27 protein-coding genes and 1 pseudogene are annotated in these 23,660 nt (G+C 32.7%); 23 read left to right on the forward strand and 5 right to left on the reverse strand.

Annotation, left to right across the window (positions count from 1 at the left end; genetic code table 11):
• Nucleotides 1-9 precede the first annotated feature (9 nt).
• From AC1Q8N_RS02390 to AC1Q8N_RS02400, 3 genes and pseudogenes are all read left to right on the forward strand, one after another.
• On the forward strand, nt 10-1,326 hold the full coding sequence (locus AC1Q8N_RS02390) for a hypothetical protein (protein ID WP_098047702.1): 1,317 nt from the start codon (nt 10-12) through the stop codon (nt 1,324-1,326).
• Between the two features lie 216 nt (nt 1,327-1,542).
• Nucleotides 1,543-1,632: pseudogene (locus tag AC1Q8N_RS02395) on the forward strand (DUF6884 domain-containing protein); the annotation flags it as partial.
• A 305-nt stretch (nt 1,633-1,937) separates the two neighbouring features.
• Nucleotides 1,938-2,126, forward strand: coding sequence for a hypothetical protein (locus tag AC1Q8N_RS02400; RefSeq protein WP_088096646.1), 189 nt, complete (start codon nt 1,938-1,940; stop codon nt 2,124-2,126).
• Between the two features lie 51 nt (nt 2,127-2,177).
• Here AC1Q8N_RS02400 and AC1Q8N_RS02405 read toward each other — a convergent pair whose 3' ends face one another.
• From AC1Q8N_RS02405 to AC1Q8N_RS02420, 4 genes are all read right to left on the reverse strand, one after another.
• Nucleotides 2,178-2,630, reverse strand: coding sequence for a hypothetical protein (locus AC1Q8N_RS02405; RefSeq protein ID WP_048547387.1), 453 nt, complete (start codon nt 2,628-2,630; stop codon nt 2,178-2,180).
• A gap of 138 nt (nt 2,631-2,768) precedes the next feature.
• A complete protein-coding gene (locus tag AC1Q8N_RS02410) occupies nt 2,769-3,125 on the reverse strand; it encodes a hypothetical protein (RefSeq protein ID WP_000606238.1) in 357 nt (118 codons plus the stop codon).
• Nucleotides 3,126-3,254: 129 nt separating this feature from the next.
• Nucleotides 3,255-3,878 (reverse strand): hypothetical protein, encoded by a 624-nt coding sequence (locus AC1Q8N_RS02415; RefSeq protein ID WP_048547385.1) that lies wholly within the window; start codon nt 3,876-3,878, stop codon nt 3,255-3,257.
• 682 nt (nt 3,879-4,560) lie between these two features.
• Entirely contained in the window at nt 4,561-4,722 is a 162-nt protein-coding gene (locus tag AC1Q8N_RS02420; RefSeq protein WP_048547384.1) for a hypothetical protein, read from the reverse strand.
• 284 nt (nt 4,723-5,006) lie between these two features.
• Here AC1Q8N_RS02420 and recQ point away from each other — a divergent pair, with 284 nt between their 5' ends.
• The 20 genes from recQ (at nt 5,007) to AC1Q8N_RS02520 (ending at nt 22,537) form a co-directional block, all read left to right on the forward strand.
• Nucleotides 5,007-7,124: a DNA helicase RecQ gene (recQ, locus tag AC1Q8N_RS02425; protein WP_493521050.1), complete on the forward strand. Its 2,118-nt coding sequence runs from the start codon at nt 5,007-5,009 to the stop codon at nt 7,122-7,124.
• Between the two features lie 23 nt (nt 7,125-7,147).
• The gene (locus tag AC1Q8N_RS02430) at nt 7,148-7,531 is read left to right on the forward strand and encodes a gamma-glutamylcyclotransferase family protein (protein ID WP_048547381.1); all 384 of its coding nucleotides are present in this window, start codon (nt 7,148-7,150) and stop codon (nt 7,529-7,531) included.
• Nucleotides 7,532-7,710: 179 nt separating this feature from the next.
• The gene (locus AC1Q8N_RS02435; protein WP_098076139.1) at nt 7,711-8,454 is read left to right on the forward strand and encodes a class I SAM-dependent methyltransferase; all 744 of its coding nucleotides are present in this window, start codon (nt 7,711-7,713) and stop codon (nt 8,452-8,454) included.
• Nucleotides 8,455-8,570: 116 nt separating this feature from the next.
• Nucleotides 8,571-10,646 carry a HelD family protein gene (locus tag AC1Q8N_RS02440; RefSeq protein ID WP_098047701.1) on the forward strand — a complete coding sequence of 692 codons (2,076 nt, stop codon included), beginning with the start codon at nt 8,571-8,573 and terminating at the stop codon, nt 10,644-10,646.
• Nucleotides 10,647-10,728: 82 nt separating this feature from the next.
• On the forward strand, nt 10,729-11,073 hold the full coding sequence (locus AC1Q8N_RS02445) for a DUF952 domain-containing protein (RefSeq protein WP_493521051.1): 345 nt from the start codon (nt 10,729-10,731) through the stop codon (nt 11,071-11,073).
• A gap of 158 nt (nt 11,074-11,231) precedes the next feature.
• Nucleotides 11,232-11,579 carry a PadR family transcriptional regulator gene (locus tag AC1Q8N_RS02450; RefSeq protein WP_048547374.1) on the forward strand — a complete coding sequence of 116 codons (348 nt, stop codon included), beginning with the start codon at nt 11,232-11,234 and terminating at the stop codon, nt 11,577-11,579.
• A complete protein-coding gene (locus AC1Q8N_RS02455) occupies nt 11,566-12,576 on the forward strand; it encodes an HAAS signaling domain-containing protein (RefSeq protein ID WP_098076135.1) in 1,011 nt (336 codons plus the stop codon). The genes AC1Q8N_RS02450 and AC1Q8N_RS02455 overlap by 14 nt, the downstream gene beginning before the upstream one ends.
• A 34-nt stretch (nt 12,577-12,610) precedes the next feature.
• Nucleotides 12,611-13,123: a GNAT family N-acetyltransferase gene (locus AC1Q8N_RS02460; RefSeq protein ID WP_048547370.1), complete on the forward strand. Its 513-nt coding sequence runs from the start codon at nt 12,611-12,613 to the stop codon at nt 13,121-13,123.
• Between the two features lie 162 nt (nt 13,124-13,285).
• The gene (locus AC1Q8N_RS02465; RefSeq protein ID WP_048547368.1) at nt 13,286-14,062 is read left to right on the forward strand and encodes a serine hydrolase; all 777 of its coding nucleotides are present in this window, start codon (nt 13,286-13,288) and stop codon (nt 14,060-14,062) included.
• Entirely contained in the window at nt 14,059-14,436 is a 378-nt protein-coding gene (locus AC1Q8N_RS02470; RefSeq protein WP_048547367.1) for a hypothetical protein, read from the forward strand. The genes AC1Q8N_RS02465 and AC1Q8N_RS02470 overlap by 4 nt, the downstream gene beginning before the upstream one ends.
• Nucleotides 14,437-14,462: 26 nt before the next feature.
• Nucleotides 14,463-14,879, forward strand: coding sequence for a GNAT family N-acetyltransferase (locus AC1Q8N_RS02475; protein WP_098076133.1), 417 nt, complete (start codon nt 14,463-14,465; stop codon nt 14,877-14,879).
• 281 nt (nt 14,880-15,160) lie between these two features.
• A complete protein-coding gene (locus tag AC1Q8N_RS02480) occupies nt 15,161-15,967 on the forward strand; it encodes a GH25 family lysozyme (RefSeq protein WP_098079762.1) in 807 nt (268 codons plus the stop codon).
• A gap of 240 nt (nt 15,968-16,207) precedes the next feature.
• Nucleotides 16,208-16,612: a GNAT family N-acetyltransferase gene (locus AC1Q8N_RS02485; protein ID WP_098077561.1), complete on the forward strand. Its 405-nt coding sequence runs from the start codon at nt 16,208-16,210 to the stop codon at nt 16,610-16,612.
• Between the two features lie 15 nt (nt 16,613-16,627).
• Complete coding sequence (locus AC1Q8N_RS02490) at nt 16,628-16,981, forward strand: MmcQ/YjbR family DNA-binding protein (RefSeq protein ID WP_098077559.1); 354 nt, start codon at nt 16,628-16,630, stop codon at nt 16,979-16,981.
• Nucleotides 16,982-17,002: 21 nt separating this feature from the next.
• Nucleotides 17,003-17,722 carry a class I SAM-dependent methyltransferase gene (locus AC1Q8N_RS02495; RefSeq protein WP_098077556.1) on the forward strand — a complete coding sequence of 240 codons (720 nt, stop codon included), beginning with the start codon at nt 17,003-17,005 and terminating at the stop codon, nt 17,720-17,722.
• Between the two features lie 53 nt (nt 17,723-17,775).
• A complete protein-coding gene (locus AC1Q8N_RS02500) occupies nt 17,776-18,162 on the forward strand; it encodes a ribosomal maturation YjgA family protein (protein ID WP_098077554.1) in 387 nt (128 codons plus the stop codon).
• Between the two features lie 21 nt (nt 18,163-18,183).
• A complete protein-coding gene (locus AC1Q8N_RS02505; protein ID WP_000720552.1) occupies nt 18,184-18,687 on the forward strand; it encodes a DNA topology modulation protein in 504 nt (167 codons plus the stop codon).
• 161 nt (nt 18,688-18,848) lie between these two features.
• Complete coding sequence (locus AC1Q8N_RS02510) at nt 18,849-19,529, forward strand: formylglycine-generating enzyme family protein (RefSeq protein ID WP_098067952.1); 681 nt, start codon at nt 18,849-18,851, stop codon at nt 19,527-19,529.
• Between the two features lie 92 nt (nt 19,530-19,621).
• On the forward strand, nt 19,622-20,815 hold the full coding sequence (locus AC1Q8N_RS02515; RefSeq protein WP_098077551.1) for a macrolide family glycosyltransferase: 1,194 nt from the start codon (nt 19,622-19,624) through the stop codon (nt 20,813-20,815).
• Between the two features lie 354 nt (nt 20,816-21,169).
• Nucleotides 21,170-22,537: a lytic polysaccharide monooxygenase gene (locus tag AC1Q8N_RS02520; RefSeq protein ID WP_098077548.1), complete on the forward strand. Its 1,368-nt coding sequence runs from the start codon at nt 21,170-21,172 to the stop codon at nt 22,535-22,537.
• A gap of 303 nt (nt 22,538-22,840) precedes the next feature.
• Here AC1Q8N_RS02520 and AC1Q8N_RS02525 read toward each other — a convergent pair whose 3' ends face one another.
• Entirely contained in the window at nt 22,841-23,305 is a 465-nt protein-coding gene (locus AC1Q8N_RS02525) for an exosporium protein D (protein ID WP_098077546.1), read from the reverse strand.
• Nucleotides 23,306-23,660: the final 355 nt, after the last annotated feature.

The raw sequence follows: 23,660 nt of genomic DNA on the forward strand, positions 1-23,660 counted from the left end.
TATAAATAGATGATAAAAGAAATATCCTTATTTGATTTGAATGAAATAATTGATAATAGAAAAGCTGCCTTCCTTTGTGGTAATGGATTTAGTATGAATTTCGATAGTGATTTCGGAAATATATTTAACAGGTTATATGATGCTCATAAAGAAATTATAAAAGGTAATGCAGAATATAAAATTAAAGCGAATTCACTATTTGAAAACAAATGTAAAGGTAATTATGAAAATGTTAAAATGCTGTTAGAGGATGCTTCTAGTGAGAGAATAGTAAAAATATTCAGCGATGCATTGATTTTTGCAGAAAGCATACAACAAAACAATAGATTAATTGATGAGTTATGGAATAGAAATTTAATTAAAAAACTTGTTTTTGGATTAAGTGAACAAGATATTTTAAATCAAATTTGTAAAATAGGACAAGAACTAGGTATAGAACGTATTAATATTGAACACTGGACAATCCTTATTTATTTTTATTTTGCTATCCAGCAAGTAAAGCCATCTTATTATGAATTTCCAGAAAATAATTTATTTTTAAAGGCGATAGATATTGGCGATGAAAATTCGAATGAAGCAAAGGATGATATAACTTCAAGAGTAATCACTAATGGCTTTAGTACATATTATCGTATGCTGTTTTCCATTGTTATTTTTGCAAATGGAAAGAGTGTGGACCATAAATTATTAAATAAAATCAACGAGATTTCGATTTCTGGAATAAACGATTTTCTGCAGAAATTTGAATGCCTGTGCTCTTTGAATTATGATCACATATTAGAGAACATAACGAAACGTAACGTAGAGCACTTTCATGGAGAATTTATTAAAGATGAGAAAGAATATGTGTTTAGTCAAAGTTATGGATTGAGTTATACTGATGGGTATATTAGTTTTTCTGATATTTTGATAGGCGACTATTTTATATTTAAATCGTTATTACCAATAATATCAAACTTTGCCATTAAGAGTAATCCTTATAATAAAAAGACAAAACCATTTTCTAATAGGATGAATGATGTTATTCTAACAAATGCAATTGATACATTTTTTATATTTGGCATGAATATTGAAAATGATCAACATGTAATTAGAAACATTATGGTATGTCTTCATAGTGCAGGTATTCGAAAACCGAAAATAGTGTATTCTTATTTCAACGAAAAAGAAAGAAATGCATTTGTAGAACAATTTGAAGCTGTAATTACTTTTGGGGAAGAACTTAGCAGTTATGCAAAAAATATAGAAGTGAATTATATTAAGACACAAGATATATTAAATGCGTATTTTTATAAAAATGAAATAGTTGAAGAATTATTAAATTAATGTGGTACTCACCAATGATTCTTTATCTCCATTAAAATAGAAAAAAGGCTTAGGATTTGTTCTCCTAAGCCTTTTTTTATGGAAATAATCATGTCAAATAGCAAATTATTATTTAAATAGCGATCACATTTTGGTCACAAAACTGGTCGCAAATCTTAAAAATTCAACCCTTTCGTTAAATTAAACACCTCCACAAACCCTGTAATAAAGCCATTTCTCATTACGTACCCATTAGCAGGGTGTAAAGGGATTGGGTATATGTTGCAGAGGTTGAAAGGGGCTGTTGGGGAAGGGAAGGAACTATAGTAGAAAACTATTCGATGTTGAATCTTTAGAGTTTGTATATTTAGAGCATGCTCCATCTAATATAACAGCTCGACAAAGAACAGATAATAGAATTTTCTTCAAAATTTATCCTCCTACATGTATAAAATATATTTTCGGTTTATAGTATAACAGATTACAAATAATCATTTTACAAAAACTTTTAAAAAGATTTGTTTTCAGTAAGATTAGCTATACTAAAGAGTCAAAACTAGACTAGTAAACAATCCTTTTTATACTTTCAAACATAGAATATGATGAATACTATTGAAGGGAGAGTCATATTCATGGGAAACAATTGTCGTTGTAGACAGTTCCGGGATTGTAATAGATTTTGGGATGATCTAATGTTTGGAAGATGTAGACGTAGAGATTGTGATGATTGTGGTTGTAAACGAAAACGTCATTGTGATTGTGATGATTGCCGTTGCAATCATAAACGTGACGATGATGACGATAAATGCCGAAAGTGGTAATTTTTTTGAAAGAGTACTTATAAGTAAGTACTCTTTTTGTATATCAACCTTTTACATTCCATCCTGAACTAATTTCCTTTCAATTTCCCATGAATCTCGCTTTTTAATTGTAATAGCGATATTAGTTCCAGTATACTCCTTATAAAAAATATATCCATTGTTTGCGTTCACATATGTCAATGGTTCACCTATGCAATCTCGCGAACAAGATGTATTAATTAGCTCGATTAATGATAGTTCGCTCGGATCGGTTTTACTTACATCTATAATAGTATCAACGTCTATTTTACGGTAACCTTGTAAATTCACATGGAAACTTTGTTCAATTTCACCTGTAATGCTAGTATTCATTACTTCAACAGAATTTTTCTTTTCTTGAAGAAATCCGTTTTCATAAAGTAATTTTGTATATCCAAGCCATCCAATTAAAACTAGCATAATAAATATACTAGATATTTTAAGTGTTCGAAGCCGTTTACTAACAATCGTTTCTGAGTATTTCATTTAGTTTAATCCTCCAATGTTTTTAATTAAAAGTATGCCTAGATACATACTTTTAGAAGAAGGATAGAAGTTAATGAGTTCTGGATTCAAAAAAGAAAGCATCCGAAGTTAGATGCTTTCTTTTTTTAGTATTTTTCGCTATCTGTTCGTTACTTGTTTCATAAGTGGCCTAATTTCTTTAACGGGTGGTTTTTTATCATAGGCATCAACGTAAGAGAAATAGTAATTTAAGTTTCTGAGAAGACCTTTTCCTATTTTAGCGCTCAAGAACGGAAATACTTGTCCAGTATAATCATCGAGAGATTTACAGTAATATTTTTCATCTAGATAAATACTGTATTTACATGTTAGTTCTACTAGTGAGTTCCCTTCATCATCAATTACTTCTTTAGAATCAATAATGTCTATTAATGCGAATTTTTCATTCAGATAAACTTTCTTCTTTTTCTCGTGTTTATTTGTGAGGATAAATACGAGACCAATGGCGTTAATCAAAAGATTTCCTCCTATAAAAAACGGATATTAATAAAATATATCGATATACGTTAAATGTAAAGAGGAGAGGTGAAATTTCATTGATAGAAAGTTTTATAAACCGATTTGTTTTTTTAAATCGGCTTATTATTATTGAAACACTTGTGGGAATTGTTTTACGATTGCATTTGTTAGCATATCAGCCATTTCTAATGCTTCTTTTTCAATTTTATCGTATAGTTTTACGCTTGCTTCAAAATCTTTATTTAGGAAGGCAAGCGCTTCTGCTTTCGTAAGTGCTAAATGTTCATAAAACATTTTTCTGAATTCTTCTTTTTCTATATATGGGTTGATGCTAGTAAGAAACGCCACAATTTCATCACCATTAGCGTACCATTTTTTCTCTATAGCGGCAGCTGCATTTTGATCACCTGCTTTTGCGGCTTTAACTAGATCCGCTGCAATGACTAAGTGATCTTTAATTAGTGCACTATATTTTTTTACAGCATCTTCACCATAGAATGGTTCAAGTGACAGTCCCATATGTGTTGCATTTTGAAGAAGTCGCCCAACTGTAACGTTTACGTCTGGTAAATTAAAGACAATGCTAATAATAGCTAATCTCGTCCAAGCGACATGTTGTTCCCATAAAGAACGCATATAACCTTTTAAAAAGTTCTCGTTTTTACTAATTCGGTAATTACGTACGGATGTATCAAAGTGTACATAAGGGTTATGATAGGGGGAGTAATACGATTGCCAATAAGAATACATAAACGGTAACACTCCTTTGAACATGTATAACTCAAAGTATGATGGGAATTTATTTTTAGTTACGTGTCCTAAATTAATTTCAGAAATTGATATGGAAAAAGATGAAGAATTTTATTGCGATATATACAAATAAAATGAATATAAAAATAAACAAGGCTCTGCAAGGGAAGTTGCAGAGCCTCAAAAGGGTATTGCCGAGATGTCGGACTCGACTAAGTAATGTTATCATAAAATTCTATTTAAAAAACCTGGTAAATGTGTCCAAATGAAAGTGGATCTTTAATAAAGTCAAAGAGATCAGCTTCCCGCAGCAGATCCCGTTAACTAGATAATGTTGATGAGCAAAAACTCATCTGGAGTACTTTTATAGTAATAAGTGAAATTCGTTTTGTGTATGGAGAAAAAAAGAATTACTTCAATAAATGTTAAGAACTTATATTTTACATCTCGTTACTATTATCATTTGTTGTGAGTGGAGTATGGTTATAAAATAGAGAAAAGATATACAGGTGTATCTAAAAGTGTACTGAAATATATAATAATCAAAAAAGACCTGCTTTTATAAGCAGGTCAACTTAAGGGGTTTATCCAACAGAATATTTCATATGATAACATCTGTATTATAGTAAGTCTATAAGGTATATATTGAGAAAATTATTATGGATAATATATCACATACACATTAACGTTTAAAAAGTTGAGAAAGAAAATGGAAAAGCTTTCTATAAGAAAATAATGGCTGGCATTTATAATACGATTCATATTTCCACGCATCATGATTCGAAAATTGGAGTTGGTTCGGTACTGTTTTCTGCTTGATGGGACTAATATTCTGCTGCTTCATATAGTAACCTCCTGAATTCATATGTATAAGATTAGTAGTATTCAAGGAAGAGTAATAAAATGTACATTTATTTTGCAATTCATTTTATATGCGCTTTATTTTTGTTTTAAAATTTATAAACATAAATAGCCATTAAAACACCGTTGCTAAACAACCTTTAAAACGTAGAAAAGCATAAAAAATGAAAAAGCAAGCTGTTAGTCATGTATTCATCACTTTCATGACGCATAAGTGATGATATAATAGGAATAGATGAAAGATATAGAAAAGCAGGTGACTCTTTTTTGTTTACAAAAGCACAAGAACTTTTAGCGTCTTATTTCGGTTATTCGTCATTCCGAAGAGGACAAGATGAAACAATTAAAAATGTATTAGATGGGAAAGATACGGTTTGTATTATGCCTACGGGTGGTGGTAAGTCAATTTGTTATCAAATTCCCGCATTAGTATTCGAAGGAACGACATTAGTTATTTCACCTTTGATTTCACTTATGAAAGACCAAGTAGATACATTAGTACAAAACGGTATTTCAGCTACTTATATTAATAGTTCTATTTCAATTACAGAAGCGAATCAACGCATTCAATTAGCGAAACAAGGACATTATAAGTTACTTTATGTAGCGCCTGAGCGTCTTGATTCAATGGAGTTTGTTGACCAACTTATCGATATGAAAATCCCAATGATTGCAATTGATGAGGCGCACTGTATTTCGCAGTGGGGACATGATTTCCGTCCAAGTTATTTACATATACATCGTATATTAGATTATCTTCCAGAAAAGCCGCTTGTATTAGCTTTAACTGCGACGGCAACACCACAAGTTCGTGAAGATATTTGCAACACGCTTGGAATTAATCAAGAAAATACGATTATGACAACGTTTGAGCGCGAGAACTTATCATTTTCTGTTATTAAAGGACAAGATCGTAATGCATATTTAGCGGATTATATTCGTCAAAATCAAAAGGAATCTGGGATTATATATGCAGCTACTAGAAAAGTAGTTGATCAGTTGTATGAAGATTTAATGAAAGCGGGAGTTTCGGTATCAAAATACCATGCTGGTATGAGTGATACCGATCGAAATGAGCAGCAAGAACTCTTTTTACGTGATGAAGTGAGTGTAATGATAGCGACATCTGCATTCGGGATGGGGATTGATAAATCGAATATTCGTTACGTTATCCATTATCAACTGCCAAAAAACATGGAAAGTTATTACCAAGAAGCAGGACGTGCTGGACGTGACGGATTAGATAGTGCGTGTATATTGCTATATTCTTCTCAGGATGTGCAAGTACAGCGCTTTTTAATTGATCAATCGACAGGTGAATCTCGATTTTCAAATGAACTTGAAAAACTGCAAAATATGACTGATTATTGTCATACAGAACAATGTTTACAATCATTTATTTTGCAATACTTTGGAGAAGAACCGAAAGAAGATTGTGGCCGCTGCGGAAATTGTACGGACGACCGGGAAAGTATCGATGTGACGAGAGAATCACAAATGGTTCTATCTTGCATGATTAGAACGAACCAACGATTTGGAAAACAAATGATTGCACAAGTTTTAACTGGTTCGAAAAATAAGAAAGTTATTGAATTCAATTTTCATACTTTACCAACATACGGGTTACTATCAAATCGTAGCGTAAAAGAAGTTAGTGAATTTATTGAGTTTCTAATTTCAGATGAGTTAATTGCAGTAGAACATGGTACGTATCCAACATTAAAAGTTACGGAAAAAGGGAAAGAAGTATTATTAGGTAAAGAGAATGTTTTACGTAAAGAACGAGTAGAGACAAGACAAATTGTTCAAGATCATCCTTTATTTGAAGTACTGCGCGAAGTACGTAAAGAAATTGCGCAAGGAGAAGGTGTACCTCCATTCGTTATTTTCTCTGATCAAACGTTGAAGGATATGTGTGCAAAAATGCCACAAAGTGACTCTGAACTTTTAACTGTGAAAGGGATCGGCGAACATAAACTTGTGAAGTATGGTTCTCACTTCTTACAAGCAGTTCAGCACTTTATTAAGGACAATCCAAACTATGCTGAAACAGTTAAAACAGAAGTGGTGACAGAGCGGAAAAAGTCAGGGAAAGCTTCAGCAAATTCTCATTTAGAAACGTATGAAATGTATAAACAAGGCATTGATCTAGATGAAATTGCGAAAGAACGTGGCTTATCAAGACAAACAATTGAAAATCATTTAATTCGCTCTTTTGAAGATGGAATGGAAATAGACTGGAACAGTTTTGTTCCTGCAGAATATGAATCACTGATTGAAACTGCCATGCAAAATGCAGAAGGTGGTCTGAAATCGATTAAGGAACAACTTCCAAATGAAGTGAGTTACTTTATGATTCGTGCATATTTACAATTTAGAAAGTAGAGATATATAAAGGGGATAGGGGAATGCATCACGTTTTCGTGTATGGCACATTAAGAAAAGAGCAAACGAATGCTCATTTTATGCAAGGTGCAATATGCATTGCAGACGGAGCATGGACGTATGGGAAATTATTTGATACAAACGAGGGGTATCCGGCAATGATTTGTTCAAATGAAGACAAAGTATACGGAGAAGTTTATGAAGTAAATGAGGTTATTCTGCAAAAATTAGATGAACTTGAAGAATATACAGGTAATGCAGAAAGTGATTTATATGACCGAATCACCGAAACGATTTATTTAGGAGATAGAATAATACGTGCATTTGTGTATGTCGCTCAAGATAAAGAGATGCTAAAGAAAGTTATCATTTCTGGTGATTGGGTAGAGTATCAACAAGAAAAATAATAGCAGCCATAGAGCAGATAGTGGGATCATTCATTATCTGCTTTTTATATTGTTACTTTAAAAATTCTTATTATTTTGATAAAATTGTAAATATAGAGAATAATAACCTTTTTTCATGGGTGTCAGAAATTTAGTTTCTCACCTGTAGAAGAAAAATCTATTGCAGGAGGAGAATAATAATGAATGAATTAGATGTGAGAGAATTTTACGAAAAACAATTCGAACTATCCAATTACGATATTAATACAGAAAACTGGTTAGAACAGGTTGCGAAAGAAGTTCAAGAACAAATTGGACATCCATTTCAGTCAATGTTAGAACTAGGAGCAGGAAATGGTGGATTTGCAAGGGCGATGTCTAAGTTACAAGTAAAAATGACTACTGTTGAGCTTGTACCAGAGTTAGTTATGTTTGCAAAAGAACATTCTACTAATGATATAGATATTCATTGCGCTGATTTTTATAAAATTAATTTTGAAGAAAAGTTTGATGTTGTTAGTTATTTAGACGGATTTGGTGTAGGATCAGATGATGAGCAATTGATTCTATTAAAACGGATTAAAAACTGGATGAAGGATGATGGATGTGCACTTATTGATATTTATCAACCACTTTATTGGAAAAAGGTAAGTGGACAAGAAATGACCTTAAGTGCAGCTATGCGAAAATACGAATATGATCGTATAAATGAAAGAATGTTAGATTATTGGTGGCATCCTAATAATCCAAATGATATAGTTACACAGTCTTTACGTTGTTATACGGTAGATGAGATTAGCAATCTATGTGCTGAAGCTGGATTAAGTATTGTAGGGTTCTTCCCAGGCGGAGCATATGATTTTGAAAAACGAAAATATAAAGAATTAGCAACTTTAAATGAATGTTTGGCGTACCGAATTAAAATAAAGAAGAGTAGAGATTAATCTCTACTCTTCTTTATTTTAGAAAATTCTTACTAAAACTATTGACTTTATAAATGGATTTTTAATACAATTATATTTCGACTGAAAAATTAGAACGGACAGGAGGGAATCATCAAATGAACAATATTTTTGAAGAAGAGTTACAAAGGATGAAAGATACATTACGTACGATGGATGATCAATTAGAACAGCTCGAAAACATTCCGGTTTATTATGGAGATGATTTTAAAGAACAAATTCTAGAAAGTATGAGAGAATCTAATAGGCAAAATTTACGTATCGGTGTACAAGAACCATACTTTGGAAGATTAGATTTTCAAGAGGATGGCAAGGAAGGTGTTATGCCGATCTACATCGGTAAAGTAGGTGTTTCACATAAAGACACAATGAAACCAATTGTAATAGATTGGCGGGCACCTGTTGCAAGTATGTTTTATTCATTTACCGGCGGTGATGAATTAGCGTTTTATCAATCTCCAGACGGATTAGTAGAAGGTGATGTGTATTTAAAGCGAAACATCTCTATTCGAAAAAGAGAACTAGAACGTGTTGTTGATACATATGTAAAAGGAAATGAAGATGTCTCACATGCCGATGATTTTCTTCTATATCGATTAGGTGAGAATAAAGATAATAAACTAAAGGATATTGTTTCGACAATACAATCGGAGCAAAACGATATTATTCGTGCGGAAAGAAACTTACCATTATTAATTCAAGGGGTTGCAGGAAGCGGAAAAACAACGATCGCTTTACATCGCCTTGCTTTTTTAATTTATGAATATCGTGAACAATTAGAAGCTGAGAGAATGATTGTATTCGCTCCGAATAGTCTGTTTTTAGACTATATTTCGAGTGTGCTTCCTGAATTAGGGGTAGGGAATATTAGTCAAACAACATTTCCAGATTGGGCATTACGTACGTTAGATGATTCTGTGAAACTAAAGCAAACAGAAGAAAAGTTGAAAGAAGCCTTTTCTATTAATCGTGATGAAGAAAAGGTTATGCTCGGTAAATTGAAAGGCACGCTGGAATTTAAGTCCTTTATTGAAGAGAGAATGGTTCAATTTGAAAAAGAATTAATACCAACAAGTGATTTTGAGGCATGGGACAAAGCTATTATTCCAGTAGAAGACATAAAAAAATGGATGCAAGTTGAATATAAACATTATCCATTAAAGAAAAGAAGAGAAAGATTAGTCGGCCGAATGAAGCGCTGGATTGAAATTGAACTGAAAAAGTATGGAGAAACAAACGAGAAGAAATTATTAAAAAAAGAAGCGACAAAGAGATTGAACACATATATGAAGTTTTGGCCGAAAATGAGCCCACTTTCACTTTATAGTTCAATATTGAAAAGTAAAGAAATACTCGAAGTATTGCCTGAAGAACTTGTGAAAGAAACTGAAAAGAGTTGTCGTAAAAAAGAAGTGTATGTAGAAGATTTACCAGCTTTAATTTACTTACATCACCGCATAACAGGTATTGAAATCGGACAGAAATTCCATCACGTCGTTATTGATGAAGCGCAAGATTTCTCACCATTCCAAGTGTATGTATTAAAAGAAATTACACTAGGTAATTCTTTCACTATATTAGGTGATTTATCTCAAGCAATTTATGATTATCAAGGGATTGAAGATTGGGGTGCTTTTAAGGAAGTATTCCAAGAAACAGGTTATTATGAACTGACGAGAAGTTATCGTTCTACAAAAGAAATTATAGAATTTGCGAACGAAATAATTAAAAACGCAGAGATTCCAGTTGGGCTCGCAACACCAGTTTTTCGCAGTGGTGAAAATGTTAAGGTAATCCATGCAGAAGATCAATTTAATGAGATTATGAAGACGTTAAAACATCTACAAAACGAAGATGTGAAAACAATTGCGGTAATAGGGAGAACAGAAGATGAATGCCGCGATATATATGAGAAATTAACAAAAGCAGGATTGGCCGTAAACGTCATTGAAGCAGATCAAAGTAAATATGAAGGGGGTATTTCAGTAGTACCTGTATATTTGGCAAAAGGGCTAGAATTTGATGCTGTTCTATTAATCGATGTTGATGAAGAACATTATAAAAATACGAAACATGATGCGAAGTTACTATATGTCGGATGTACAAGGTCACTTCATGATTTATGGATTTTCCATAGCGGGGAAGCATCGCCTTTAATTAAAGGAATAAAATAAATATGAAAAACAAGAGGCGTTTCTAGTAACAAAAAGAAGAACCTCTTGTTTTTCTATATAAAGACATGGAGAGAAAATAACAATGATCACAAAAGTAATAACAAAAAGAAATTGGGAAATCGCAAAGATAAATGGAGAAATTAATGAAACTTCACTAAAAGAAGAAGGATTTATTCATTGTTCATTTTTAAAACAAGCTTTAGAAGTTGCTGAAAAATATTTTAGTCATGAAGAAGATGTTTTATTACTTACAATTGATCCATCATTAATAAAAGCAGAAATAAAATATGAACTTGCTTTTAACGGTCAAGAATATCCGCATGTATACGGAGTAATTCATATTGAATCAGTTGTAAATGTTACCCCATTTATTAAAGAAAAAGGAGAGTTTATATTACAAAGAGGTACAAAATTAAAATTGTTATAAGCATTTAAATTAGCCAGAAAAGCACAAAATCTATAGTTTGTGCTTTTTTATTTTCTATTTTTTGTAAATACGTATTGTTTTTATCACATTAATACTGTACGATACATAGTATAAAACACATACTGTATGACATATAGTAATGAAAATGAGGTGAGTGAATGGATGCTTTATTAAATTCGTTAATTACTGAACTAAGAAGAGGTACATTAACATTAGCGGTTTTAAGCCAGTTAAGAACACCACAGTATGGGTATTCACTTGTTCAATTATTGGAGCAATCAGGGATTACAATCGATCAAAGTACGTTATATCCACTACTTCGCCGATTAGAAAAGCAGGAGCTAGTGACGAGTAGTTGGGATAAAACGGAGAGTAGACCGCGTAAGTATTATATTTTAAGTGAATACGGATTAGAGATATTTTTGCAGTTAAAAAAGGAATGGATAAAGGATTCGAAAGAACTTTATAAATTATTAAAGGAGGAGGACAAGAATGAATTTGATTGATATTTACGTCGAGGAAGTAGCGAAGAGATTACCTGAAAAAAATCGTGAAGATATTATTCTTGAACTACGGTCAACAATCGAGGATATGTTACCGACTGATTATAATGAAGATGATGAAAAAAGAGTTCTTGAAAAATTGGGGAGTCCAGTTTCATTGGCAAATGGGTACTTAGATAGGCCGATGTATTTAATTGGACCACGTTATTTTGATGTATATACGACGTTATTAAAAATGATCATACCGATTGCAGCTGTTATCGCACTCATTGCAATGGTTGCAGAAAATTTTGTAGGATATGACGGTGAGCAAGCGGTATTAAATGTTATTTTAAATCTGATAGGTAAAGGAATTGGGGAAATTATCGAAGTAGGCCTCCATGTATTTTTCTGGTTGACACTTGTATTTGCTATTTTAGAAAGAACGGATAAAGACAAAGGTACCGAGCCGTTGACAACAAGTTTAAAAAAGTGGACGCCAGATGATTTGAAAAATATTTCGTATATTCCGAAGAAAAAAGCAATCTCCAAGTTTGAAGTTTTTGGAGGGTTAATGTGGACGGCAATATGGGCTACACTTTACTTTTATGCGAATCATCTCGTTGGCGTATACAGTAGTACGGGAAGTGGATTGAAGTTTGTCGCGCCAACGTTTAATCAAGATGTGTTACTTCAGTATTGGCTAATCGTTGTGATGATAATTGTTTTTGAAATAGCTATATCTCTTTATAAGTTAGTACAGGGACAATGGACGAAAAGATTGGCAATCGGGAATACTATTCTCCAAATAGCTGGAACAATAGTATTCATTATAATTGTAGTAAATCCGGACATATTTACCGATGGATTTATTACGTTTGTGGCAAATGTGTTCACTATTTCTCTGGAAGAAATTAAAAAGTGGCTAATTGGTGGGGGGATTCTCATTTACGTTTTATCTGCTGCATTAAACATTTATGATGGCTTTCGAAAAGCTAGTGTTCGTGTAACAAATAGGTAGTTAAAAAGAGAACGTATATGAAAGGAAGAAAACGATGATAAGGGAAGCAACGGAAAAAGATGTAACATACATTTTAGATATTTATAATGATGCCATACTAAATACAACCGCTGTATATGCATATAAACCTGTAACCCTTGAAAATAGAATAGATTGGTATGAACAGAAAAAGTCTGAGGGTTATCCGATTTTAGTATATGAACTAGATAATAAAGTAGTAGGTTTTGCGACATTCGGTCCGTTTAGAGCTTGGCCTGCCTACAAATATTCAATTGAGCATTCTGTGTATGTTGATAAGGAATATAGAAAATGTGGGATTGGAACTTCTATGATGAGAGCATTGATCACAATTGCAAAAGAAAGAGAATATATGACTTTAATTGCTGGAATTGATGCGGAAAATGAGAAAAGTATTTCTTTACATGAAAACTATGGATTTGTTCATGCTGGTACAATCAAAAAGGCTGGTTATAAGTTTAATAAATGGCTAGATTTAGCTTTTTATCAATTAGAGCTTAGCGGTCCTAAAACGCCTACGGAAGAATAGATAATTGTATTTTTCCTAGTATTTATTTTAGAAAGGTAGCATGGAGAAATTTCATGCTATCTTTTTCTTATTGTAATAGCCGATTTAATCTGCTAAAAAGGGTTTTTACATTCTATATTGAATTATTGAAGGTGATAAAACGATATGAAATGAGGAATGAAAATGGAAACTGTCATTCGAAAAATGAAAGAGATACAATCTGATCATGTTGGGATAACTATTTATTCTACAAAAAGCAATCGTATAGTTGCTTCATATAATGGTGAATTAAATATTCCGTTAGCATCGGCAGCAAAAGTAGTAATCGGATTTGTAGTAGCGCAAATGGTGAAGGAAAATAAATGTCATTGGAATGATATACTTCAGCATGTTAAATTTAATCCGAAAGAAGATAGTGCGCAGTTATATCCACATTTACAAGGGAGAAGGACTTTAACACTTAGTAAAGCAGTAGAAGTAATGATAGCATGTCATGATAGTTACGTTGCACAGTCAGTTGTAATGTACTGTGGTGGATGGGATGTTGTGAAAATGTATGCCCAAACGTACTTTTCAAAAATTCATATACAAGAGGACGCTAGAGATGAGAAAAATGTTGGAGAATTAAATGAAGTTCTTTCACTGTTAGTACATATTTTTCAGGGGTATAAATCAGAAGCAGAATTATGGGAACCAATTATTAATGGCATGGTAAGGCAGCAAGGAGAATATGAAGGGATACCATATTATCATATAGCTCATATGACAGGTGGATTGCCTACAGCAATAATAAATATTGGTATAATAGGGGTGTTTAACGAATTCCCGGTTCTTTACGTTATTGGGGGGAAAGATTTACCTAATCGAAGTGAAAATAAAGAAATAGATGAAGTTTTTGCAGTATCGTTGAAATACATATATAAAGAATATAGTAAAAGCATGCTAGGGGTGTGCGATTGAAAAGAAACTTAAAAACTTCAACAATTATCATATTAATTTTAACAATTATCGCTATTGAAGTTGGAATCGCGATCTATGATCATAATCTGTCATTGGATACGATTTACTTTGCAGCAATCCTCATTTGTATAGTATTGCTTTTTGGCATACGTATTTCTAAAGAAAAAGAAAGTACATCGGAACAGAGAGGAAGCAAAACAGCTCTTATATTTTGGCCATCTATTTTATTATCTATCGCTAGTTTTGCAATTATAAGTTATTTAAGAATAGGCTATGTTTCAGTGCCAGGGATAATTGGTTTTTCATGCTTTGTTACTTATGGTGGATTCGTGTTTATTACTATTTTAAAGAGAAAAAGTAAAAATGAAAGATAGCTTACTAAGTTGAAATGGAGAAATATATGAAACACATAGAGAATGGTACTCGCACTGAAGGAGAGTACATAAAAAATAAAGTAATTCAATATAACATGTCGATTTTAAGGGATGAAGCAAAACAGCCGATGGAGCAAGTAAGTTTCGTAGTAAAAGATGAGGATGGAAAAATATTTGGTGGGGTAACAGGAACGATGTATTTTTATCATCTTCATATAGATTTTTTATGGGTTGATGAAACAGTTCGTCATAATGGTTATGGCAGTCAACTGTTACATAAAATCGAAGACATCGCGAAGGAAAAAGGGTGTAGATTAATATTATTAGATTCATTTAGTTTTCAAGCGCCAGATTTTTATAAAAAGCACGGCTACCGAGAATATGGTGTTGTTGAAGATCACCCTAAAGGACATAGCCAACACTTTTTAGAGAAGCGGCTATAGTAATAGTATTCGTGCTCTAGAAGAAAAGTTGATTTTAAAAGCATCACCAAACAAGGTGATGCTATTTTTAATTTATAGCAACTACTCAAGCTAATGTAATTAGGAGAACAAATAGTACGATTCGTATAACTATGATTTTCTTTTTTATTGGAAATGAGTTACTGTTTTTGTAGAAGACACTTGTAGTATAGGTTTTTCTAACAAATGTTGTTGAATTTTTAAGAGCAGAAGAGCAATAAGACGAGCTCTGAATATAATACTAATAAAGGAGGTGTTAAGCAATGGGTTACATTGTAGATATTTCGAAATGGAACGGTAACATTAACTGGGATGTAGCAGCTCCACAACTAGATTTCGTAATCGCTAGGGTACAAGATGGTTCGAATTACGTAGACCCTTTATATAAAAATTACGCTCAAGCATTGAAAATAAGAAATATTCCTTTCGGTAATTATGCATTTTGCCGATTTATTTCAATTGCTGATGCGAAGAAGGAAGCGCAAGATTTTTGGAATCGCGGTGATAAGAGCGCTACAGTTTGGGCGGCTGATGTAGAAGTGAAAACAATGGATGACATGAGAGCAGGTACACAAGCTTTTATCGATGAATTACGCCGACTAGGTGCTAAAAAAGTTGGTTTATATGTTGGCCATCATGTATATGAGCCTTTCGGAATGGCGAACGTAAAAAGTGATTTTGTATGGATTCCTCGATATGGCGGCAATAAACCAGCATATCCTTGTGATATTTGGCAATACACGGAGACAGGTAATGTGCCAGGTATCGGCAAATGTGATTTAAATCAATTAATAGGTAATAAACCACTTTCCTGGTTTACTGAATCAGTACCGAAACAAGAAAATATACAAGGACAAGTTTCTAAACAAAATATCATTCAATCTGTAGCCTTTTCACCTGATGAAACTCCAGATGTTATGGGAGCGTTAACTTCTTTAAAAATGACTGCTACCTTCATTTTACAATCGGATGGTTTAACGTATTTTGTTACTGAACCAACTGGTGATACGCAATTAAATGCTATGAAAGGCTGGCTTGATCGAAAAGGTTGGTGGTATGAAGTTAAATAAAGATAAAAGTCGTCTTATTGGGTGGTTTTTATCTTTAGCCAACTTAATATATTACGTGCTATTTTTAATATAGAAGAAATAGGAAAGGATGAGAGAGACTGTTTATATTGCAATTGTAAAATCTATATTATAAATTAATTTTACAATGGGTTTAATAACCGGTTGGATTCAATAGCTTATATTGAAGGGAGTAAAGTAAGACAAAATAAATATAATGAGTAATTTGATGGGAGAAAGAAAATGTACACGTATAAATTGCAACATGAACAACCAATCTGCGTAGGCAAAATAAAAAAACTTTATGACTCTGACGGTTGGTGGCCAGAAAGAAAAGAAATCGATATTCAAAAAATGTTAAAGCATAGTATAGCAATTGGGGTATGGGAAGAAAATGAATTAATCGGATTTGCTAGAGTCGTTTCTGATGGTGTTTTTCGAGCGTACATAGAAGATGTTGTTGTGCATGAGATTGTAAGAAATAAAGGGATTGGAGAGAAGATGCTTACAATGTTACTTCAAGAGATTTCTCATGTTCATATTGTTAGTCTATTTTGTGGAGAGAAATTAATAAAGTTTTATGGTGAACACCAATTTCAAGCGACGAAACAAATTGTAATGCATCGTAATCAAATCGTGAAAGAATAAGAGGTGCGAATTAGAATGGATGCAACAAGAACATATTGTTTATCAAAAAGAAAAGCGACTGAAGATTCTCCTGATGGTTGGAATGCAACATGTATGAGGCTTAATAATAAAATATTTGCGATAATAAACCATGAAGAAGGAGAAAAAGCTGCGATTACTTTAAAATGTGATCCAGAACTTGCATTAAGATTAAGAGAAGAGTATCCAGAAGCAATCATTCCGGGGTATCATATGAATAAAAAGCATTGGAATACAGTGTATATACATAAAGATGTAGAGCAAGAGCAAACTAATAAGATGATTGATTGGTCATATGATTTAGTTCTACAATCATTTTCAAAGAAAAAGCAGCAAGAGTTATTAGATTAATATGTATAAGGGGGGGAAGTAATGAAAGACACGATCAAAGATACATATGATAAATTAGCGAGTACATATAAAGAAAATCTAGACTTGGCAAATCCATATAACAGTTATTATGAAAGACCAGCGATGATGGAGATGATTCCAAAAAATTTAGAAGGGAAGAGTATATTAGATGCTGGATGTGCAGCTGGGTGGTATACTTCTCAATTTGTAGAAAGGGGAGCAAATGTTACTGCAATTGACGTAAGCTCTGAAATGGTAAAAGCTGCAAAGGAAAGTATGGGTAATAAAGCAACGTTTCTTTGTCATGACTTGCAAGAAGTATTACCATTTGAAGATAATACGTTTGATGTTATTGTAAGTTCGTTAACGCTTCATTACTTAGAAAATTGGAATAAAGTATTTCAGGAGTTTCATCGAGTATTGAAGCCAGGTGGCGAATTTATATACTCCATTCATCATCCTTTTATGGATTTTACAAAGTTTACTAGTGAAAATTATTTCGAAAAACAATTATTAGTAGATACTTGGGTTAAACCAAATATTACAATAGAAGTTAGCTTTTTTAGAAGATCACTCCAAGACATAATTAATGAAACAACAAATTATTTTGTGTTAGATAAAATGGTGGAACCGAGGCCGGTTGAAAAAATGAGAGAAGTAAATGAAACATCATATCATTATCTAAATACAAATCCACATTTTCTTATTATGAAAGCCATTAAAAAACAGCTAGTAAAATAATTATATTTTACTAGCTATTTTGAAGTTTTAAATAATGAAATAGGAGTTTTGAAATGAATACGAAACGAAATAGATTACTATACGCAACGTTTACAATTATTGTTATTATTTTAGGGCTTAGTTCAAGAAAGTTAGCTTTTGCACTGCCTGCTCTATTAAATGATTATTTAGGTGATGCTTTATGGGCACTCATGATTTTTACAGGGTTCGGATTTTTATTTCCTAAAATAAAAACGAAGAAATTGGCTTTTATAAGTTTGCTGTTTTGTTATGGGATTGAAATAAGCCAATTATATCATGCCGAATGGATAGATAGCATTCGTGCAACGACTTTAGGTGGGCTCGTGTTGGGATATGGTTTTCTGTGGAATGATTTAGTAGCTTATACAATTGGTGTTGGGATTGGAATGTTTTGTGAATTTACGTTACAGAAGAAATAATAGATTTAAAAAGGGGTATGTATGAAAAAAATAATATTAATTGGTTCTGGTGGTTCAGGAAAATCTACATTAGCAAGGCAGTTAGGAAATAAATTAAATATTAAGGTGCATCATCTTGATGCATTATTTTGGAAACCGAATTGGGAAGGTGTTCCGAGAGAAGAACAAATAGCAGTTCAAAATAACTTAATTAAAGATGAGAAGTGGATTATTGATGGGAATTATGGCGGGACGATGGATATCAGACTGAATGCAGCTGATACAATTATCTTCCTTGATATTCATAGAACAATTTGTATTTATCGTGCGTTTAAAAGAATTGTAAAATACCGGAATAAAACAAGACCAGATATGGGCGCGGGATGTGAAGAAAGATTTGATTTGCAATTTTTTAAATGGATATGGAAATATCCTAATGCTAAACGACCTACAATTTTAAAAGGGTTAGAGCAATTGTCCGAAGAGAAAAAGGTTATTGTTTTAAAATCTCCAAATGAGGTTCGGAAATTTTTAGAGCACATATAATAATAGAATGTGACACAACAATTCTTTTTGGATCTTACCGATTAGTTTAATTAAACTAATCGTTTTTTATTATGAAAAATTTAACGCTTTTTGAAAATTGTATTTTGTAATGAGTATATGACTATAAATTCATATAAAATGAACGTTTGGAGGAATAGAAAATGACTAATGATTTAATTCAAACAATCGATTCATTAATGGTAAATATTCCAGCTGGAGAGGTAGTATTAAGAGATGATCGAATAAAAAAAGAATGGCTAGTGCAAATTCAACCATTTCTTCTTGCGAAGTATGCTGTAACAATGGAACTATATGATGCTATTACAAATAGTCCATTAAATAATTTTGATAAAAATCATAAACCAGTTGTCAATATTTCATGGAACGATGCCATTGCGTTTTGTAATGTACTTTCAAAAAAAGCGGGATTAAAAGAATATTATTCTATTAGTGATGGTGGTCAAATTGTGAAATGTAATTTAGATTCAAATGGCTACCGATTACCATCTGAGGCAGAGTGGCAATATGCATGTAAAGCAAGTACAACCGGATATACATACGGGAAACTTCATGATATAGCGTGGTATAATGAAAATTCAAATGGAGAGATTCATGACGTTGGCCAAAAAGAACCGAATGCATGGGGACTTTATGATATGCTAGGGAACGTTTGGGAATGGTGTTATGATTTGTATGATGAAACAGTGTACGGATCATATCGCATTTTTCGTGGTGGTAGTTGGGCTGAAACAGCGAGAGGGTGCGGCGCTACTTGTCGTCGTCGAAGCCATCCTACATTTCATATAGATGATCTCGGTTTTAGACTCGCTAGGTCAATTTAGTAGGAACATGCTACGAACAACTAAGAAAAGAGTATGGAGAAAATCCGTACTCTTGCCAACATAGAAACGATTTAACGTAAGGAGTGTTTATTATGGCGCGTGTTTTATTTATTAACGCTGGATCAGAAGGACATATAAATCCAACTTTACAAGTTGTAGAAGAATTGATTTCTCGTGGTGAAGAGGTCGTTTATTTTTCAATAGAAGCTTTCAGGGATCGGATTGAGAAGACAGGTGCTACTGTACGAACGATTGATGATCAAAAATTTATAAAAGCGTTTCTATCTGGAGGCAGAAATTATTTACAGGAAAGAATAAACGGCCTTCTACATACAGCGGATATTGTAATATCTAGCGTTCTAGAACAAATTGAAGGTGAACATTTTGATTATATGATTCATGATTCTATGTTTGGTTGTGGCCATTTAATTGCTCAAATTCTTAAACTTCCAGCCATAAATTCATGCACATCTTTTGCGCAGGATGAAAAATCATTTGAACAAATGTTAGACCACTTGTCTAAAAGTATCCCAGTGAAAGTTCAGGATAAGATACATAATGATTTTGAAAGATTAACTAAGGGGATTGCGGAAAAATATAGTGTTGAAATAAACTCACCATATGAAGTTTTCTGTAATCCAGCGCCACTTACTATTGTGTATACAATAAAAGAGTTCCAACCTTTTGGAGATATGTTTGATGAAACATTTAAATTTGTAGGTCCATCCATCCCTGCACAAGTAAAAGATGAAGAGTTTGATTTTACTACAATTGAAGAAAAAAGCCCGATTTACATTTCACTAGGTACTGTTTTTAATGAAGCGCTTAATTTTTATAAACTTTGCATAAAGGAGTTCGAGAATAGTAATTATACAATTGTGATGTCTATCGGTAATAAAACGAAAATAAGTGATTTAGGTGAAATTCCTAAAAACTTCATTGTAAAAAACTATGTACCACAAACGAAACTACTTGCATATACAAAGTTGTTTATTACACATGGCGGAATGAACAGTACACATGAAGGACTATATAACGGGATTCCACTCATTGTAATTCCGCAAAGTGCAGATCAGCCAGTAATCGCAAAGCAAGTAGAGAATCTAGGAGCTGGGATTAAGTTATCTATAAATGAATTAACTGTGGAACAACTACGTGAAAGTGTAAAACTTGTATTAAATAATCCTTCATTTAAAGAAGCTGCTTTGAATTTGAAGGAGTCTTTCCGAAAATCTGGTGGCTATAAGGAAGCTGTTGATGAGATTTTTACATTTATAGGCCAGTAATAAATAGAAAATTATACATGAGAAGAGTGTCTATATCATTTCATATAGACACTCTTCTTTTATATGAATCGGAGAATGCGTTGTTTTGAAATGTTAAATATTCTGTTTTATAAATTCGGACCATAGTTTTACGTGTTACTAATGCTTTCATCATTTCTGCACAACTTCTGCACATACTTTGATGATTTCTATGTCATGATATATTCATCAAGTGAAATGTTTCACAAGAAATGAAATATATTTTCACTGCGGTGTATGCATAATTACATACATCGATACAAGATTGTCTCTTGTTATTCTTTTACATCGAAGCCCACATTACACTACGAAGTATAACAAGAAGGGGACAGGAACATGAATAATCGATTATTAAAACAACTACAAAACATGAAAATGAACAAAAAAAGTCTAGGAGCTGTTGCATTAACAGCTGGAATTATTGGCACGACACTTATTCCTCAAAACGCATACGCGCACGGTTTTGTTGAAAAACCTGGCAGCCGATCTGCTTTATGTAGTCCAACCTATGGTGCACTAAATGCAAACTGTGGAAGTGTTATGTATGAACCACAAAGTTTGGAAGCTCCAAAAGGGTTCCCGCAAGCTGGCCCAGTTGATGGCCAAATCGCTTCTGCAGGTGGTAAATTTGGTGGTGTTTTAGATCAACAAACAGCTGATCGTTGGTTTAAAAATACAATCACAGGCGGGGGAAATACTTTTACTTGGAAATATACAGCGCCTCACTTAACAAGTAAATGGCATTACTATATTACAAAAAAAGGATGGAATCCAAACAAAGCGCTTACAAGGGCGGATTTAGAACCAATTGGTACTGTACAACATGATGGTTCTGCAGCCTCAAATCATTTAACTCACAAAATCAATGTACCTAATGATCGAAGTGGATATCATGTGATTTTAGCAGTATGGGATGTAGCTGATACAGCAAATGCATTCTATAATGTAATTGATGTTAATCTTATTAATGATGTGAAACCAGATATAGAAGCTCCAAGTACTCCAAATGGAATTCAGACACAAAAAGTAACAGCGAATAGTATAGAACTAACGTGGAACGCTTCTACGGAAAATGTAGGGGTAAAAGGGTATCAAATCTTCCGTAACGGAGAGATGATTGATACAGTACCAGGAACTCATTTTATTGATAAAAAATTACAACCAAGTACAGAATACTCTTATACTGTAAAAGCAATTGACTCAGCTGGAAATGTATCGAAAGAAAGTGCAGCGCTTACAGTAAAAACAACAGTTGAGGCGCCTGATACAGAAGTACCAACACAACCAAAAGGATTACATAGTATGGGAACGACAGCGTCAAGTGTGGATCTAATGTGGAGTCCCTCTGACGATAATATTGGTGTAGACCATTACGATATTTATAGAGAAACAGAAGGATCATTGAAAAAAATTGCAACATCCAATGCGACTTCTTATATGGATAAAAATTTACTTCCTAATACTACTTATAAATATGTAGTGAAAGCTGTTGATGTAGCTGGAAATGAATCTGTACAGAGTGATATATTCACAATTACTACAAAAACTGAAAGCGCTTCATATGAAGAGTGGAATTCAAAGAAAGCATATGAAAAGGGAGATAGAGTTCTACACGAGGGAAAAGTATATGAAGCTGTCCAGAGTTATAAAGGAAATGGGGATCCAAACTGGATTTATGCCTTATCATTATGGAAAAGAGTGTAAGCTTTACCTAGGTATGAACTAAGAGATGATGGGCTTTGATGCAAAAGGAAATTTTGAGAATTCACTTTTCTGTTTATAAAAAAGACGACGTTGAATACGTCGTCTTTTTTTCTAAATTTTACTTTCCTTCATTAAATGATGATAAGTCCCGTAATTAAACTAAAGTGTTATTTTCATAAAATAACGGGGAAGGAGAGATTTAAAGAAAAATCATAGTGTATGATTCTAAAATGTTTTTGAAAATGTATGGAGCGAAATAAAAAGAACCCTGTATAAAACGGTTTCTTTTGCTGCGTTAATCTATTAATTACAATCTTGATAATATTCATCACACGAATCCTTATTATCGTTACAGCAAATACAAAATGTTTTTTGCACAAATAAACTAACTATACTAGTAGGACCTTCCTGTTTGGTAAAAGTAAGACTTTGAAAATCTTCAACTTGAAATATTTTTGTTTGAACAGGTTGTAATGTTGCAGTAATTGGGCGGCTAGATTTTCTTGTTAGAATAGTTACTTGAACGGGTGCACTCATCCCGACAACGAATAACTGAATTAATGTTTTATTATGATTGTTTGTGAAATCCTCAAATACAGTTTGTGGCGCGGTGGTTTCAAGGAAAATAGATAAAGGTATATTTCCATTTGCATTTTCTGCAGAACCAGTTATCGTATGAGTTTCAATAAAACAGTTATTTTTTTGATCGTTCGAATGCGATTGATTTTTATAATATTTTTTACCATCTTTATAAAAATAATTAGCCATAAATATTTTGCTCTCCTTTCTTTGGAATATCAATATATATTATTAATTAAAAGGAAAGAGTGCTTGTACAAAAGAATAATATCCGCTTTTGTAAAAAAAGAAATATATTTGAGGATGTTGTAGTTTCTAACTAAAAATAAGCACACATTGAAGTGTGCTCTAGATAAGAAAGGTAAGAATCTTATGAATGGAGAATCTCCATTCAATAACATATGCTTGTCTAATTTTAAGGTGAAAACTTTTTAACAAAAAAGTTATTCGGAAAATTTTCCTGTGATGATACAATTATTTTTTTTGATTTTAGATGTTTGGAATTATGAATATCGAGATGGATTTTAAAAAAATTCAGAAATTT

It is taken from the genome of Bacillus sp. GW823-FHT06B01, assembly GCF_058952315.1.